General features: G+C 66.7%; 14 protein-coding genes. 8 read left to right on the top strand and 6 right to left on the bottom strand.

The features are described from left to right. The first annotated feature begins 178 nt into the window (after positions 1-178). On the top strand, positions 179-922 hold the full coding sequence (locus JaAD80_RS04505; protein ID WP_102293069.1) for an SDR family oxidoreductase: 744 nt from the start codon (positions 179-181) through the stop codon (positions 920-922). Here the strand turns inward: JaAD80_RS04505 and JaAD80_RS04500 are convergent. After that, complete coding sequence (locus JaAD80_RS04500; protein WP_102293068.1) at positions 919-1,818, bottom strand: LysR substrate-binding domain-containing protein; 900 nt, start codon at positions 1,816-1,818, stop codon at positions 919-921. The genes JaAD80_RS04505 and JaAD80_RS04500 overlap by 4 nt on opposite strands. A 111-nt stretch (positions 1,819-1,929) precedes the next feature. Between JaAD80_RS04500 and JaAD80_RS04495 the strand changes: the two genes are divergently transcribed. Beyond that, positions 1,930-3,186, top strand: coding sequence for an MFS transporter (locus JaAD80_RS04495; protein WP_102293067.1), 1,257 nt, complete (start codon positions 1,930-1,932; stop codon positions 3,184-3,186). Here JaAD80_RS04495 and JaAD80_RS04490 read toward each other — a convergent pair. After that, entirely contained in the window at positions 3,183-3,842 is a 660-nt protein-coding gene (locus JaAD80_RS04490; RefSeq protein WP_102293066.1) for a metalloregulator ArsR/SmtB family transcription factor, read from the bottom strand. The genes JaAD80_RS04495 and JaAD80_RS04490 overlap by 4 nt on opposite strands. Positions 3,843-3,966: 124 nt before the next feature. On the opposite strand from JaAD80_RS04490, the gene JaAD80_RS04485 reads away from it, so the two are divergent. From JaAD80_RS04485 to JaAD80_RS04465, 5 genes are read left to right on the top strand one after another with little or no spacing between them, the layout of a single operon-like run. Then, on the top strand, positions 3,967-4,449 hold the full coding sequence (locus JaAD80_RS04485) for a DUF2165 family protein (RefSeq protein ID WP_102293065.1): 483 nt from the start codon (positions 3,967-3,969) through the stop codon (positions 4,447-4,449). A gap of 47 nt (positions 4,450-4,496) precedes the next feature. Next, positions 4,497-5,597 carry an efflux RND transporter periplasmic adaptor subunit gene (locus tag JaAD80_RS04480; protein ID WP_102293064.1) on the top strand — a complete coding sequence of 367 codons (1,101 nt, stop codon included), beginning with the start codon at positions 4,497-4,499 and terminating at the stop codon, positions 5,595-5,597. A 13-nt stretch (positions 5,598-5,610) separates the two neighbouring features. Next, positions 5,611-8,703: a MexW/MexI family multidrug efflux RND transporter permease subunit gene (locus tag JaAD80_RS04475; protein WP_102293063.1), complete on the top strand. Its 3,093-nt coding sequence runs from the start codon at positions 5,611-5,613 to the stop codon at positions 8,701-8,703. Further along, positions 8,700-10,100: an efflux transporter outer membrane subunit gene (locus tag JaAD80_RS04470; protein WP_102293062.1), complete on the top strand. Its 1,401-nt coding sequence runs from the start codon at positions 8,700-8,702 to the stop codon at positions 10,098-10,100. The genes JaAD80_RS04475 and JaAD80_RS04470 overlap by 4 nt, the downstream gene beginning before the upstream one ends. A gap of 24 nt (positions 10,101-10,124) precedes the next feature. Continuing rightward, entirely contained in the window at positions 10,125-10,700 is a 576-nt protein-coding gene (locus JaAD80_RS04465) for a DUF1349 domain-containing protein (RefSeq protein ID WP_102293061.1), read from the top strand. A gap of 6 nt (positions 10,701-10,706) precedes the next feature. Here JaAD80_RS04465 and JaAD80_RS04460 read toward each other — a convergent pair whose 3' ends face one another. The 4 genes from JaAD80_RS04460 to JaAD80_RS04445 all read right to left on the bottom strand — a co-directional run bounded on the left by JaAD80_RS04460 (position 10,707) and on the right by JaAD80_RS04445 (position 13,524). Then, positions 10,707-11,609, bottom strand: coding sequence for a ZIP family metal transporter (locus JaAD80_RS04460; RefSeq protein WP_102293060.1), 903 nt, complete (start codon positions 11,607-11,609; stop codon positions 10,707-10,709). A gap of 24 nt (positions 11,610-11,633) precedes the next feature. Next, on the bottom strand, positions 11,634-12,542 hold the full coding sequence (locus tag JaAD80_RS04455) for a manganese catalase family protein (RefSeq protein WP_102293059.1): 909 nt from the start codon (positions 12,540-12,542) through the stop codon (positions 11,634-11,636). A 29-nt stretch (positions 12,543-12,571) separates the two neighbouring features. After that, a complete protein-coding gene (locus JaAD80_RS04450; protein WP_102293058.1) occupies positions 12,572-12,928 on the bottom strand; it encodes a hypothetical protein in 357 nt (118 codons plus the stop codon). A 119-nt stretch (positions 12,929-13,047) separates the two neighbouring features. Next, a complete protein-coding gene (locus JaAD80_RS04445) occupies positions 13,048-13,524 on the bottom strand; it encodes a hypothetical protein (protein ID WP_102293057.1) in 477 nt (158 codons plus the stop codon). Between the two features lie 75 nt (positions 13,525-13,599). Here JaAD80_RS04445 and JaAD80_RS04440 point away from each other — a divergent pair, with 75 nt between their 5' ends. Beyond that, positions 13,600-14,265: an NAD-dependent epimerase/dehydratase family protein gene (locus JaAD80_RS04440; RefSeq protein ID WP_258002805.1), complete on the top strand. Its 666-nt coding sequence runs from the start codon at positions 13,600-13,602 to the stop codon at positions 14,263-14,265. Positions 14,266-14,306 lie beyond the last annotated feature (41 nt).

Raw genomic sequence — 14,306 nt, 5'->3', positions numbered from 1 at the left:
TTATCAATATTGCAGCAAACAGGCCGGCAAATACGCTAAGCTATGCCTGCCGCGTGGCCACTACCGGACCTTGCTGCATGCGCCAGCACCGCCACACTGCGCGCGCGACCCCACAGGGCGTTTGTATCCTCCATCGATGTCATCCGCAGCAGCATGCTGCTTCCATAAGGAAACCATCATGAATCAAGCAATTGCAGGGAAAGTCGTCATCATCACCGGCGCCAGCAGTGGCCTGGGCGAAGCCACGGCGCGGCACCTGGCCGCGCTGGGCGCCTCTGTCGTGCTCGCCGCGCGGCGCATGGATCTGCTCAACGCCATCGCCGAGGAAATCACGGCGGCCGGCGGACAGGCAGCCATCGTCCAAACCGACGTGACCCAGGCCAGCGAGGTGCAAAACCTGGTCGATGACGGCGCGCGCGTCTTCGGCAAGGTCGATGTGCTGGTCAACAATGCGGGCCTGATGGCCATCGCCCCCATCGATGCGCTGAAGGTGGAAGAGTGGGAACGCATGATCGATATCAATATCAAGGGCGTGCTGTACGGTATCGCGGCAGCGTTGCCGCTCTTCCGCGCGCAGGGCAGCGGCCACTTCATCAATATTTCCTCGGTGGCGGGCGCAAAGGTCTTCAGCCCGGGCGGCACGGTGTACAGCGGCACGAAATTCGCCGTGCGCGCCATCTCGGAAGGCTTGCGCCATGAAGTGGGCGGCGCCATCCGCACCACCACCATCCTGCCGGGCGCCGTGGCCACGGAGTTGCCGAGCGGCAGCAGCCATGCGGAAAGCGCGGCCGGCTTGAAGGAATTCTACAAGCAGGCCATTCCCGCCGATGCCGTGGCGCGCGCCGTGGCGTATGCGATCGAGCAGCCCGATGGCGTGGATATCAATGAAATCGTGCTGCGCCCCACGGTGCAAGAGTTTTAAGCGGCACCGGCCTGCAGCGACTCGATGATCAGGGCCGCCAGCCGTTCCACTGGCGGCCTGGCTGGTGAGGCGGCGCGCAGCAATTCCAGCGACAGCGAGGGCAGGGCGGGCAAGCCTGCCTCGGCCTCGTCCAGCACGCGCACGGACGGCGGCAAGCCGTGGCCCGTACGCACCGTCACACCGAGCCCGGCCGCCGCCGCCGCCCACAGGCCAGCCAGGCTGGGACTGGTAAACGCGATGCGCCAGGCGATGCCGGCGCGGTCCAATGCCTGCGTGGCGCAGCGCTGGAACAGGCATTCGCGGTCGAACATGATCAGCGGCAGCGCTTCTCCCACCTGGGGCTGCCATTCCACGCTGGACGAACCGACCCAGCGCATAGCCGGCTCGGCAATGCGCTGGCGCTGGTGCAGCGGATAGCCATCGAGGCCGACGATGCCCGCGCCGCCCCACAGCAGGGCCAGGTCCAGCTGGTCCACCGCGAGGCGCTCCAGCAAGGCCGTGTTGCACGCCACGTGTGCCTCGATGCGCACTTTCGGATGGGCGCGCGCAAAGCGCCCCAGCACCTCGGGCAGCAGCGCCTCGCCAAAGTCTTCCTGCAAGCCCAGCCTGATCCAGCCTTCCAGTTCCACGCCGCGCAAGGCGACAGCGGCCTCGTCATTGAGCTCCAGCAGGCGGCGCGCATAGCCAAGCAGCACTTCGCCCGCCTGCGTCAGCGCCAGGCCCCGGCCATCCTTGCGGAACAAGGGCAGGCCCGCCTGTTCCTCGAGTTTTTTCAGCTGCGCGCTGACGGCCGAGGTGGAGCGGCCCACCTTGCCGGCCGCGCGGGCAAAGCTGCCCAGCTCGATACCGGCCACATAGCTGCGCAGAAAGGCGATGTCAAAATTGAGTGGGTTCATGGCGCCCTGTATATCATCCGGTTTTATGGGATGGTGCAAATTAAATTATCTGATATTCAGAACGATCGTACTGCGCAACACTGTCAGGGTCAACCACTTTCCCTGCTTGCCATGCATACCATCTGCCCTAGCACCACACCCGTCGCCGCGCCTGCCCATGCTGCCAGCCACCGCTGGAAAGTGCTGGCCGTCGGCGTGGCGGCCAACGCCACGTTTTCCGCCGCCGCCAACGGCATGCCCACCACGGCCATCTGGCTGCGCAGCGGCTATCACCTGAGCAATACGCAACTGGGCGTGGCGCTGGGCGCCATGGGCCTGGGCGTGGCCCTGTCTGAATTGCCATGGGGCATAGCCACCGACCGTTGGGGCGACCGGCCCGTGCTGCTGACCGGCTTGCTGGGCACCATGCTGGCCTTGCTGGCCCTGTTGCTGTGGATCACCCCCGCCAGCGGCACGGTGCCGCCCCTGTGGGCGCTTGCGGCGGGGCTGGCGGCGGTGGGCGTGCTGGGCGGCAGCGTGAATGGCGCCAGCGGCCGCGCCGTGATGCGCTGGTTCGGCGCCGGCGAACGCGGTTTCGCCATGAGCATCCGCCAGACAGCCGTGCCGCTGGGCGGCGGGCTCGGCGCCCTTGTCCTGCCCAGTTTGGCATCACGCTACGGCTTCATGCCCGTGTTTGGCGCCCTGGCCTGCGCATGCGCGCTGTCGGCGTTTTTTACGTGGCGCTGGATGCATGAGCCCGATTTTTCTGCCGAGGCCGCCACGGGGCCGCACAACGCGTCCACGGGCGTGTCTGCGATCAAGCCGCCACCGCCGCTGCAGAACCGCAAGGTCTGGCGCATGGTGGCCGCCATCGGCTTGCTGTGCGTGCCGCAGTTTGCCATTCTCAGCTATGCGACCGTCTTCCTGCACGACCATGGCCACCTGGGTCTGGCGGCCATCACTGCCGTGATGGTGGCCCTGCAGGCGGGCGCCATGGTGATGCGCATCTGGAGCGGACGCCACACGGACCGCCGCGCGAACCGGCCCGCCTGGCTGCGCGGCTCGGCCTGGGTAGCGCTGGCCAGCTTCGTGCTGCTGGGGATTGCCGCCAGCGGCCATGCGCCGGGCTGGGTGTTGATGACGGCCGTGGTGGTGGCCGGCATTGCCGTCTCCGCCTGGCATGGCGTGGCTTACACGGAACTGGCGACGGAAGCGGGCGGCGCCAACGCGGGCACGGCCCTGGGCATGGCGAACACGGCTGTCTACGTGGGACTGTTCCTCACGCCGATCGCCATCCCGCACTTGCTGGCGGCCAGCAGCTGGCCCGTCGTGTGGTGGCTGGCGGGACTGGTGGCGCTGGCCGCCCGGCCCCTGTTTCCGAAGCCTTAAGAAAGCGGCGAAATCCTGTAGACGCAGCGCATCGCGTTGGCCAGCACGTGCTGCTCGCGCACGATGCTGGCGCCCGGTCCCACCACTTCCTGGAACAGCTGCAATTCGGAGCGGCAAAAGCCCTGGCAGGTGCGCGCGGCGGCGCAGATGGGGCAGTGATCCTCGATCAGCAGCCAGTCGCCGCCGTCTTCTTCCACGCGCGCCATATAGCCCTCTTCATCGCGCACGGCCGCCAGCTGGCGCAGGCGCGTGGGCAAGTCCGGCGCCGAGCACGCCAGTGCATACGCGCTGCGGCTTTCCTCTTCGCGCTGGGTGATGAGTTTATCCAGCCCTACCTCGCCGAACAGCTGGCGCACCGAGCCGATCAGCTTGACCGTCAGCTGCGCATGCGTGTCGGGAAAGCGCGCATTGCCCGCCTCCGTCAAGACCCAGTTCTGGCGCGGCCGGCCGGCGCCCGCCTGGGCTTCCTGGCGCCCCTCGATCAAGCCCGCCGCCACCAGCTTCTGCACTTGCTGGCGCGCCGCCTCGCCCGTCATGTCCAGGGTCTTGGCCAGGGTGGCCGTGGAGACGGGCCCCTTGGTCTTGATGAAATACAGGATGCGCTCCGTCGTTTGCGGCGCCTCGCTATTATCCAAACGTTTACTTGTGTAATTCATTTCACTCAACTATCATGGGCTCAGTTAACCAACTAATTGCTTGCATAATAGGCCGGTAGCTCCCCGCTGTCGAGGAGTTTCCACGTCCGCATGCCGGCAAGACACTTTCTTCGACTGGACTCCCATGCAGCTGACGCACTCCATCTGGCTGTTTCACGCCATTCTCGCCACCGGCCTTGCCACCTGGCTGACCCTGGCCGCCATCAACAACCTGCACGCCTTCCACGGCGCCGTCTGGGCCATCGGCAACACCATGCGCATGGACCCGCTGCGCCAGGCCCCGACCATCCAGACGCCGCTGCTGCGCCGCGCCCTCACCTCGTTGACCCTGCACCGGCTGGCGCTGGGCGTGGTGCTGGCCTTGCAGCTGCTGGCCGCCATTGCCGCCTGGACGGGCGTGGCGCTGTTTTTTGACGCGTCGCTGACGCAGGCGCTGCCCTGGTTGAACCTGGCCCTGTGCGCCATGGCCGCCTTTTTGCTGCTGATGCACCTGGGCGGCCTGTGGTTCGGCTACTGGATCGCGCAGGAAGGCTTGCAGACGACGCACCTGGTACTGCTGCTGTGGACCCTGGGTCTGTTCTTTCTTTTCAACGCGCAGCGGACCTGATCAGCCTCCGCTGCGCCTCTTCTTCCCGCTGTAATAAGGACTTCATCATGCATACGAAACTCGTCGGCGCCTCCGCGCTGGCCATCACCCTGGCCATCGCCGGTGCCGCGCTCTATCCGCGCGCGGCCTCGCATGCGGCCGATGCCGCCGCCTATCCCGCCACCAAGGTGGCGCTGGTGCCCGTCGTGCTGGGCACGCAGGAACGCTTTTTCGCCGGCGTGGGCGAACTGGAAGCATCGCGCCAGGTGCAGGTGGCGGCCGAAACGGGCGGACGCATCACGCAAATCCGCTTCGAATCGGGCCAGCAGGTAGCCGCCGGCGCAGTGCTGGTACAGCTGAACGACGCCCAAGAACAGGCAATGCTGCTGCGCCAGCGCGCGCAGCTGAAAAACGCGGAAAGCAGCCATGCCCGCACGGCGCAGATGGTGAAGGAAAAGGCGGCCACGCAGGAGCAGTTGGATAGCGCGCTGGCCGCGCGCGATGCGGCCCTGGGTGACGTGCGCCAGACGCAGGCGCTGATCGCGCAAAAGACCATACGCGCGCCGTTCGCCGGGCAACTGGGCATCCGCAAGGTGCATGCGGGCCAGTACCTGCACGCGGCCGACACGGTGGCCAGTCTGATCGACACGAAATCGCTGCTGGTGAACTTCGCCCTCGATGAACAGAGCAGCGCCAAGCTGGCGCCGGGGCAAGCCGTGCAAGTGCTGGTGGACGCCTATCCCGATGACATCTTCACGGCGAAGATCAACGCCATCGACCCGCTGGTCGCCCGCTCGCGCATGGTGCAGGTGCAGGCGGCGCTGACCAATCCCCGCAGCGCCTTGAGGCCGGGCATGTATGCGAACGTGCGCGTGGCGCGCCAAGCGGGCCGGCAGTTGACGGTGCCGGAAACGGCCGTGACCTACAGCGCGTATGGCGACACGGTGTTCGTCGCGCAGCAGGAAGGAAAACAGCCGCTCACCGTCAAGCGCGTGGGCGTCAAAGTGGGCGAGCGGGCAGGGGGCCGCGTGGCCATTGTCGACGGCTTGCGCGAAGGCCAGCGCGTGGTCGCCTCGGGCCAGCTGAAACTGGCCGACGGCATGGCCGTGCAAGCCGTGGCCAACACCCTGGACGAGGCGAAACGCGCCGCGCCCAAGGCCGGTTCGTAAGGAGCACACGAACATGAAATTCACGGATTTATTTGTACGCCGCCCCGTGCTGGCGCTGGTCATCAGCACCTTGATCCTGATGCTGGGCGTGATCGCCCTCCTGCAACTGCCGATCCGCCAGTATCCGATGCTGGAATCGTCCACCATCACGGTGAAAACCACGTATCCGGGCGCTTCGGCGGAACTGATGCAGGGCTTTGTCACGCAGCCGATCGCGCAAGCCGTATCGTCGGTGGAAGGCATCGATTACCTGACGTCGTCGTCGGTGCAGGGCAGCAGCACGGTCACCGTGCGCATGGAGCTGAACCGCGACTCCACCCAGGCGCTGACGGAAGTCATGGCCAAGGTCAACCAGGTGCGCTACAAGCTGCCCGAAGGGGCGTTTGACCCCGTCATCGAGCGCTCGGCCGGCGACTCCTCGGCTGTCGCCTATGTGGGCTTTGCCAGCGAGGGCGTGTCCGCGCCCGCACTGACGGACTACCTGGCGCGCGTGGTGCAGCCGATGTTCGCCACCATCGACGGCGTGGCGAAAGTCGACGTGTACGGCGGCCAGCAGCTGGCCATGCGCCTGTGGATCGACCCGGCGAAACTGGCGGCGCGGGGATTGACGGCCGCCGACGTGGCCGATAGCGTGCGGCGCAATAACTACCAGGCGGCACCCGGCAAAGTCAAAGGGCAGTTCGTCGTCTCCAACATCAGCGTCAACACGGATCTGACCAGCGTGGAGCAGTTCCGCGACATGGTCGTCCGCAAGGCCGGCGATGACGGCGCGGCGCTCGTGCGCCTGAAGGATGTGGGCACGGTGGAACTGGGTGCGGCCGCCACGGAGACGAGCGGCATCATGGACGGCGTGCCGGCCGTTTACCTGGGCCTGTCGCCCACGCCCGGCGGCAACCCTTTGGTGATCGTCGACGGCATCAAGAAGCTGCTGCCGGAGATCCAGAAAACCCTGCCGCCGGGCGTGAAAGTCGAGCTGGCGTTCGAGACGGCGCGCTTCATCCAGTCCTCCATCGACGAGGTGGCGCACACCTTGCTTGAAGCGCTGCTGATCGTCGTCATCGTCATCTACCTGTGCATGGGCTCCTTGCGCTCGGTGCTGATCCCCGTCGTGACGATCCCGCTGTCGATGCTGGGCGCGGCGGCGCTGATGCTGGCCTTCGGCTTCAGCATCAATTTATTGACCTTGCTGGCGATGGTGCTGGCCGTGGGCCTGGTGGTCGATGACGCCATCGTCGTGGTGGAAAACGTGCACCGGCATATCGAGGAAGGCAAGACGCCCGTGGCGGCCGCGCTGGTGGGGGCGCGCGAAGTGGCCGGCCCCGTGATCGCCATGACCATCACCCTGGCCGCCGTGTATGCGCCGATCGGCATGATGGGGGGGCTGACAGGCGCGCTGTTCAAGGAATTCGCGCTGACCCTGGCCGGCGCCGTGGTGGTGTCGGGCGTGGTGGCCTTGACCTTGTCGCCCGTGATGAGTTCATTGCTGCTGCAGCCGAAACAATCGGAAGGACGCATGGCGCGCGCCGCCGAGCATTTCTTCGAAGGTCTCACCAGCCGCTATGCGCGCCTGCTGGACCGCTCCCTGCACCACCGCTGGCTGAGTGCCGGTTTCGCCGCGCTGGTGATGGTCAGCCTGCCGTTTTTATACCTGCTGCCGCAGCGCGAACTGGCGCCGGCCGAAGACCAGGCCAGCGTGCTGACGGCCATCAAGGCGCCGCAGCATGCGAACCTCGATTACGTCGAACGTTTTTCCTACAAGCTCGATGAAATTTATAAAAACGTGCCGGAAACGGCCTCCCGCTGGATCATCAACGGCGGTGAAGGTCCGGCGTCGAGCATCGGCGGCATCAACCTGACGCCGTGGGCCGAACGCGCGCGCAACGCGGCCGTCATCCAGGCCGAATTGCAGCATGCCGTGGGCGACGTGGAAGGCACCAGCATCTTCGCCTTCCAGCTGGCGCCCTTGCCGGGATCGAGCGGCGGCTTGCCCGTGCAGATGGTCTTGCGCAGCGCGCAGGATTACGCCACCCTGTTCCGCACCATGGAAGACGTCAAGCAGCGCGCGCGCGCAAGCGGCCTGTTTGCCGTCGTCGACAGCGACCTCGATTACAACAACCCCGTCGTCAAGGTAACAGTGGACCGCTCCAAGGCGAACAGCCTGGGCATCCGCATGCAGGACATCGGCGAATCGCTGGCCGTGCTGGTGGGCGAAAATTACCTGAACCGCTTCGGCATGGATGGCCGTGCCTACGACGTCATCGCGCAAAGCCCGCGCGAACAGCGATTGACGGCGCAATCCCTGACGCAGCAGTACGTGCGCGCCGACGATGGCAGCCTGCTGCCCCTGTCCGCCGTCGTGTCGGTGAGCGAACAGATCGAGCCGAACATGCTGACCCAGTTCAACCAGCAAAACGCGGCCACCTTCCAGGGCGTGCCGGCGCCGGGCGTGACCCTGGGCGACGCCGTGGCCTTCCTCGATGGCGTGGCGAAAACCCTGCCGCCGGGTTTCAGCTACGACTGGCAATCGGACGCGCGCCAGTTCGCCACGGAAGGCAATGCGCTGCTGCTGGCCTTCCTGGCAGCCGTCGTCGTCATCTACCTGGTGCTGGCGGCGCAGTATGAAAGCCTGACGGACCCGCTGATCATCCTGATCACGGTGCCGCTGTCGATCTGCGGCGCGCTGATTCCGCTGGCGCTCGGCTACGCCACCGTCAATATCTACACGCAGATCGGCCTGGTGACCCTGATCGGCTTGATCAGCAAGCACGGCATCCTGATGGTGGAATTTGCCAATGCATTGCAGGTGCATGAACAGCTCGACCGCATCAGCGCCATCCGCAAGGCGGCGCAGATCCGCTTGCGTCCGATTTTGATGACGACGGCCGCCATGGTGGTGGGCCTGGTGCCGCTGCTGTTCGCCTCGGGCGCCGGTGCCAACAGCCGCTTCGGCCTGGGCGTGGTGATCGTCTCGGGCATGTTGATCGGCACCTTCTTTACCCTGTTCGTGCTGCCCACCGTGTACACCTTTCTGGCCCGCCGCCACACGGCCGACCATGCCACGCCGCGCGCGCGCGATCTGTCGCAGGCGCTGAAGGAATCCGTATGAAAAATTACCGCTATCTAGCCTCCCTTTGTGCCGCCCTTTTCCCCATCCTGGCCGGCTGCGCCGTCAGCCCCGCCTACGTCACGCCAGGCACGCCCGACATTCATTTGGCCAGCCCGCAGCACACGCAATTCGCGCCCGGCGCCAGCCAGTCTGCGCAGGCCAACTGGTGGACGTTTTTCGACGATGCGCGCCTGTCGCAGCTGATCGCCAGCGCGCTCGAATACAACCTTGATATCGCGCAGGCGCAAGCCAGTCTGCTGGCGGCGCGCGCCGTTTTCGACGAGCGCCGCCTCGATGAACTGCCCGCCGTCACGGGCCAGGCAGGCTGGCAGCGGGCAGTCAAGCAAGACACGCCAGACAGCCGCGCCGCCAGCGCCAGCACGCGCGTGGGTTTTGATGCGCAATGGGAGATCGACCTGTTCGGCCGCCTCGCGCATATCAGCCGCTCGGCACAGGCGCGCGCCGACGCGGCGCAGGCCGATTTGCGGCAAGTGCAGCTGACGATTGCCGCCGAGGTGGCGCGCAATTACTACGAGGCGCTGGGCTACCAGCACAACCTGGCGCTGACGCAGGCGCAGGTGCGCAGCTGGCGCGCTACGGTGGACTTGACCGACGCGCGCATCCGCGCCGGCGGTGGCTTGCCGGAAGAGCGGCATAACGCGCTGGCCAACCTGGCGCGCAGCGAGGCTGCCATCCCTCCCCTGCAGGCGGGCTTGCGCCAGGCGCAGTACCGGCTCGACGTCTTGAGCGGCCAAGCGCCAGGGGCCGTCGCGCTGGCCACCACGCCGCGCCAGCAGGCGCCGCTGGCGGGCCAGCTGCCGCTGGGCGACGTCAACCAGCTGATCAAACAGCGGCCCGACGTGGTGCGCGCCGAACGCCTGCTGGCCGCCTCCAGCGAAGACGTGGGGGCCGCCACGGCGGACCTGTATCCGCGCCTGAGCCTGGGCGGCTTTTTGGGCTTTTTTGCGCTGCGCGGCAGCGGCGTGTTCGACGGCGGTGCGCGCGCTTTCGAGGTGGCGCCCTCCGTCAGTTATCCGGCCTTCCGCCTGGGCAGCGTCAAGGCACGTTTGCGCGGCACGCAGGCCGAGGCGCAGGGCGCGCTGGCGCGCTATGCACAGGCCTTGCTGATCGCGCAGGAAGATGTGGAAAACGCCGTCACGCAACTGGCGGAAAACCAGACGCGATTGGCCGCATTGCTGGAATCGGCACGCCATGGCAACGCGGCCCTCGGCATCGCCAGCACGCGTTATGCGGGCGGTTCCGGCAGCTACCAGGCGGTGCTGGAAAACCAGCGCGCCCTGTACCATATCCGGCGCGAAGCGCTGCTGGCGGAAACGGCGTCCTACATCGATGCGATCGCCCTGTACAAGGCGCTGGGATGGGGGCAAACTATGTAGTATTTTCGATCAAAAGGAGAGACGATGTTCACACAAGGCAGCTGGCTGAATCCACCTGAAAACTGGTCCGCCGATGGCGCGCAATTGCGCGTGACGACGGACGCGAACACGGATTTCTGGCGCAAGACCTCATACGGTTTTATCCGCGACAGCGGCCACTTTTTCGGCACGCAGATCGATGGCGATTTTACGGCGCAAGTGCAGGTATCGGCGCAGTACGCATCGCTGTACGACCAGGCCGGTTTGATGGTGCGCATCGATGCGGAAAACTGGATCAAGTGCGGCGTCGAATTCTCCGACGGCCAGCTGCTGCTCAGCACCGTGCTGACGGTGGATAAATCCGACTGGGCCGTCAGTGTGGCGCCGCCCATGCCCGATGGTTTCTGGCTGCGCGTGACGGTGGCGCAAGGCGTGATCCGCGTGCAGTATTCCACCGATGGCAAACTGTGGCCGCTGCTGCGCCTGGCGCCATTTCCCGTCGCCGCGCGCTACCTGGCAGGGCCCATGTGCTGCACCCCGGAACGCGGTGGCCTGGAGGTGGTTTTTTCGCACTTCAGCCATGGCCCCGCGCTGCAAAAGGATTTGCACGATCTCAGCTAGCGCCACTTAGCTGAGCGCCGTATCGAGCACCATCATCAGGAGAAAGCCGCACACCAGCGCGGTGCTGGAAACACCGCCATTGCCGCTGCGCTGCGCCTCGGGAATGGCGTCGTGCACGATGACGAACAGCATGGCGCCAGCGGCGGCCGCCAAGCCCCACGGCAGCAAGGCGGACGAAAGACCGATCACGGCCAGGCCCGCCAGCGCCGCCACCGGCTCGACCAGGCCGGAGGCGGCGCCCATGGCCACCGACAGACGCCGGCCGTAGCCGACGCTGCGCAGCGCCAGCGCCACCACCAAGCCTTCCGGCACGTCCTGGATGGCGATGCCGGCCGCCAGCGCATTGGCCTTGTCCAGGTCGATGCCGGCATAGCCCACGCCAATCGCCAATCCCTCGGGCACGTTATGCAAGGTGATGGCGAAGACAAAAATCCACACCCGTTTCAAGCTGCTGGCCACGATGCTATCGGTCACGCCGGCTGGCACGCGCACGCGCACGGCCAGGTTGAGCGCAATGATCAACACGACGCCCGCCGCCATGGCCAGCGCCACCAGCAGGCTGGCCGCCAGCGGCGTGGCCGCATGCAGGCGCGCCGCGCCCAGGGCCGGCAACACGAGGGAAAATGCCGTCGCCGCCAGCATCACGCCGGCGCCGAAGCCAAGAAATGCATCGTAGCCGCGCTGCGAAAAGGTGTGCGACAGCAGCACCGGCACGGTTCCCAGCGCCGTCGCGGCCGCCGCCATGCCGCCGCCGATCAGGACCGGCGCCAGATGGACATTGCGCAGCGCCAGCTGGGCCGCCAACGCGTACAGCAGTAGCAGCGAGGCGCCGCCGCACAGGGCAAAGCCCAGTGCGCGGGGCCAGGACCAGTGCCTGGCCAGGGCCAGCAGCGCTCGGGGCGTATTCACGCTGGTGGCGCCCGGCCTGCTGCGCTACAGGGGCATGGACGAGGTGCTGCCATCGCGGCCGTTGGCGCGCATGCCCAGTTCGGCACCCGTCAGCGGATCGGCGTCGGGATTCGATGCCGTGCGCGCCGCCATCTGCTGCACTGTCGCCAATTCGTCCTGCGGCAGTTTCACTTCGGCCTCGCCCGTGCCGCCGTCGACGGCCATCTGCTGGCGCGGATCGGACACATACTGCCACTTGCCGCCCTGGTTCCACGGCCCGCGTTCCTCGCCCGGTCCCTGCGACATATTGAAATACACATCGGCATACTGCGGGTCGCCCGGCAGTTTGCCCGGCGGGAAATTCGGCTCGATCGAGTACAGGGCTTTTTCAAACGACTTCTGGTGCGCCACTTCGCGCGTCATCAGGAAACCCAGCGCTTCCTTCACGCCCGGGTCATCCGTCAGGTTGATCAGGCGTTCGTAGACGATCTTGGCACGCGCCTCGGCGGCGATGTTCGAGCGCAGGTCGGCCGTCGGTTCGCCGATGGTGTCGATGTAGGCGGCCGTCCACGGCACGCCGGCCGAATTGACCAGCGGCGCGCCGCCGCCGTACAGCACTTGCGTCACGTGGCTGTCGTTGCCCGCCCCCGTGATATTGCGATACAGCTCGCCCGCCTGGTCGACACCCTCGGCCAGCCGGCCCTTGGCGCCCTTGTTGAGCATGACGACGATATTGCCGATCACTTCCAGGTGGCTCAGTTCTTCTGTCGCGATATCGAACAGCATGTCCTTGCGGCCCGGATCGTCCTCCGACAAGGCTTGCGTGAAATAGCGGCAGGCGGCGGCCAGCTCGCCCTGCGGGCCGCCGAATTGTTCCAGCATCAGGTTGGCCAGCCCGGGATTGGGCTGCTCCACCCTGACCGTGTATTGCAGTCGCTTGTTGTGTGCAAACATGGTGTTCTCCTCGTTCGCAGCACGCCGGTCTACTCGTGCTGATTCAGTGATCTGTGGATGTCCTTCGACTCGTTGCGCCCCGGCCGGTCGTCGGCCAGCTTGCCCGCTTCGCTCTGCGGCCGCTGCGCCGCGCCCTTGACGTGCGCGTTGTCATCGGGCTGATTCAAGTTGCGCAGGTTTTCCTGTTCCACCGGGTCAGGCCCGCCCTGCGGCGTGATGACGTCGTTGGCCCAGTGGCCGCTGTTGGCATTGCCGCTGGCCTGCTTGCCGCCGCCCTGGTTGGCGTAGGCATCGCCCTGCGTCCGGTTCACATCGCTCTTGTCCATGCGTGTGTTGCGGCCCTGGTCGGCGGGATGCTGCGGTGTATTGCCGTGTTTTTCCTGCATGCGTTTCTCCTCGGTGGGTGGATGAAGTTCCATGCTACTGGCGCGCGGCCGCCGGCAAGATAGGCGCGCGGCGGGCCGGCATGTAGGAAAGTGCCTCGTGCAGCGCCCGATACAGCGGCTCAGCGCCGCCGCAGCCACAGCGCGCCGGCCGCCAGGCCGATGCCGAAGGCGCCGTACACCAGCAGCAGCGAAGGGCGCGACAGGCGCATCTCGTAGCCGGGCTGCAAACGGTGCGGCGTCAGCTGGTAGTCGGTAAAGCAGGCCACGGCCGTGGCGCCGGCCGCCGCCGCCACGGTGGACGCCACGCGCCGCCGATCGAGGATGCGCGCCGCATAGCGTTCGAACAGCACGCCCCAGAAGATGGCGCTGCAATGGTGGATAACGTAGCCGACCAGGGTATGCCTGAGCGTGGCGTCGTCGCGGCGCGCCGCCTGGTCGCCCCACAGCCAGTGGCTGACGACGTTGACGGCGGCAAATGCGCTGCCCGTTTCGCGCCGCCCGCACAGGGCCAGCGCGGCGGCGGATAGCAGGGAGGCAAGGCTGCCCGACAGGGCGCCATGACGCAGAGAGAGGGCAAAAGAGGGCAAGGCTGGCATGGTTGGTCTCCGTGGTGGATGCGGCAATGAACTGAAATGCAAAAGGCGAATCCAACCCTCATCAGGAGGACATCGATGCGCATACTGCTGACGGGAGCGAGTGGATTCATCGGCACGCATGTTTCGACCGCGCTGCTGGCCGAAGGTTTCCAGCTGGTGTGCACGGTGCACCACGCGCGGCGCCACGCCTACGTCGGCGACGGGCAGCGCGTGCGCCTGGTCGAAGCCGATTTTGCGCATGACACGGCCAAGGCTGCGTGGCTGCCGCGCCTGGCCGGCATCGACGTCGTCATCAACTGCGTCGGCATCATCGCCGAGCATGGCGCGCAGACCTTCGCCGCCCTGCACACGCAGACGCCGTGCGCCCTGTTCGCCGCCTGCGCCGAGAGCGAGGTGCAACTGGTGATCCAGCTGTCGGCCCTGGGCGCGGACGAAGGCGCCGTGTCGCCGTATCACCTGAGCAAGAAGGCGGCCGACGACTTTCTTGCCAGCCTGCCGCTGCGCGCCGTCATCGTGCAGCCCTCGCTCGTGTATGGCGACGACGGCGCCAGCGCGCGCCTGTTCCGCATGCTGGCCAGCCTGCCCGTGTATCCGCGCTTCGGCCGCGCGCCGCAGCTGGTGCAGCCCGTGCATGTGGATGACTTGAGCGACCTCATCGTGGCGCTGCTGCGCGCGCCGGCGCCGTGGGTGGCCAGAAGACGCGCCGCGTGCCCGCCGTCGGTCCGCAGGCGCTGCCGTTGACGGCCTATCTGGCGGCCCTGCGCGCGGCCATGGGACTGGGC

It is taken from the genome of Janthinobacterium sp. AD80, from assembly GCF_002878455.1.
Lineage (GTDB): Bacteria > Pseudomonadota > Gammaproteobacteria > Burkholderiales > Burkholderiaceae_D > Janthinobacterium.
The sequence above is the reverse complement of the archived record's forward strand: the minus strand, read 5'-3'. Positions and strand labels throughout refer to the sequence as shown.

Excerpts from the sequence above, each read along its gene's own strand:
- JaAD80_RS04505 (WP_102293069.1), top strand. The coding sequence starts at position 179 with ATGAATCAAGCAATTGCAGGGAAAGTCGTCATCATCACCGGCGCCAGC.
- JaAD80_RS04500 (WP_102293068.1), bottom strand. The coding sequence starts at position 1,818 with ATGAACCCACTCAATTTTGACATCGCCTTTCTGCGCAGCTATGTGGCC.
- JaAD80_RS04495 (WP_102293067.1), top strand. The coding sequence starts at position 1,930 with ATGCATACCATCTGCCCTAGCACCACACCCGTCGCCGCGCCTGCCCAT.
- JaAD80_RS04490 (WP_102293066.1), bottom strand. The coding sequence starts at position 3,842 with ATGAATTACACAAGTAAACGTTTGGATAATAGCGAGGCGCCGCAAACG.
- JaAD80_RS04485 (WP_102293065.1), top strand. The coding sequence starts at position 3,967 with ATGCAGCTGACGCACTCCATCTGGCTGTTTCACGCCATTCTCGCCACC.
- JaAD80_RS04480 (WP_102293064.1), top strand. The coding sequence starts at position 4,497 with ATGCATACGAAACTCGTCGGCGCCTCCGCGCTGGCCATCACCCTGGCC.
- JaAD80_RS04475 (WP_102293063.1), top strand. The coding sequence starts at position 5,611 with ATGAAATTCACGGATTTATTTGTACGCCGCCCCGTGCTGGCGCTGGTC.
- JaAD80_RS04470 (WP_102293062.1), top strand. The coding sequence starts at position 8,700 with ATGAAAAATTACCGCTATCTAGCCTCCCTTTGTGCCGCCCTTTTCCCC.
- JaAD80_RS04465 (WP_102293061.1), top strand. The coding sequence starts at position 10,125 with ATGTTCACACAAGGCAGCTGGCTGAATCCACCTGAAAACTGGTCCGCC.
- JaAD80_RS04455 (WP_102293059.1), bottom strand. The coding sequence starts at position 12,542 with ATGTTTGCACACAACAAGCGACTGCAATACACGGTCAGGGTGGAGCAG.
- JaAD80_RS04450 (WP_102293058.1), bottom strand. The coding sequence starts at position 12,928 with ATGCAGGAAAAACACGGCAATACACCGCAGCATCCCGCCGACCAGGGC.
- JaAD80_RS04445 (WP_102293057.1), bottom strand. The coding sequence starts at position 13,524 with ATGCCAGCCTTGCCCTCTTTTGCCCTCTCTCTGCGTCATGGCGCCCTG.
- JaAD80_RS04440 (WP_258002805.1), top strand. The coding sequence starts at position 13,600 with ATGCGCATACTGCTGACGGGAGCGAGTGGATTCATCGGCACGCATGTT.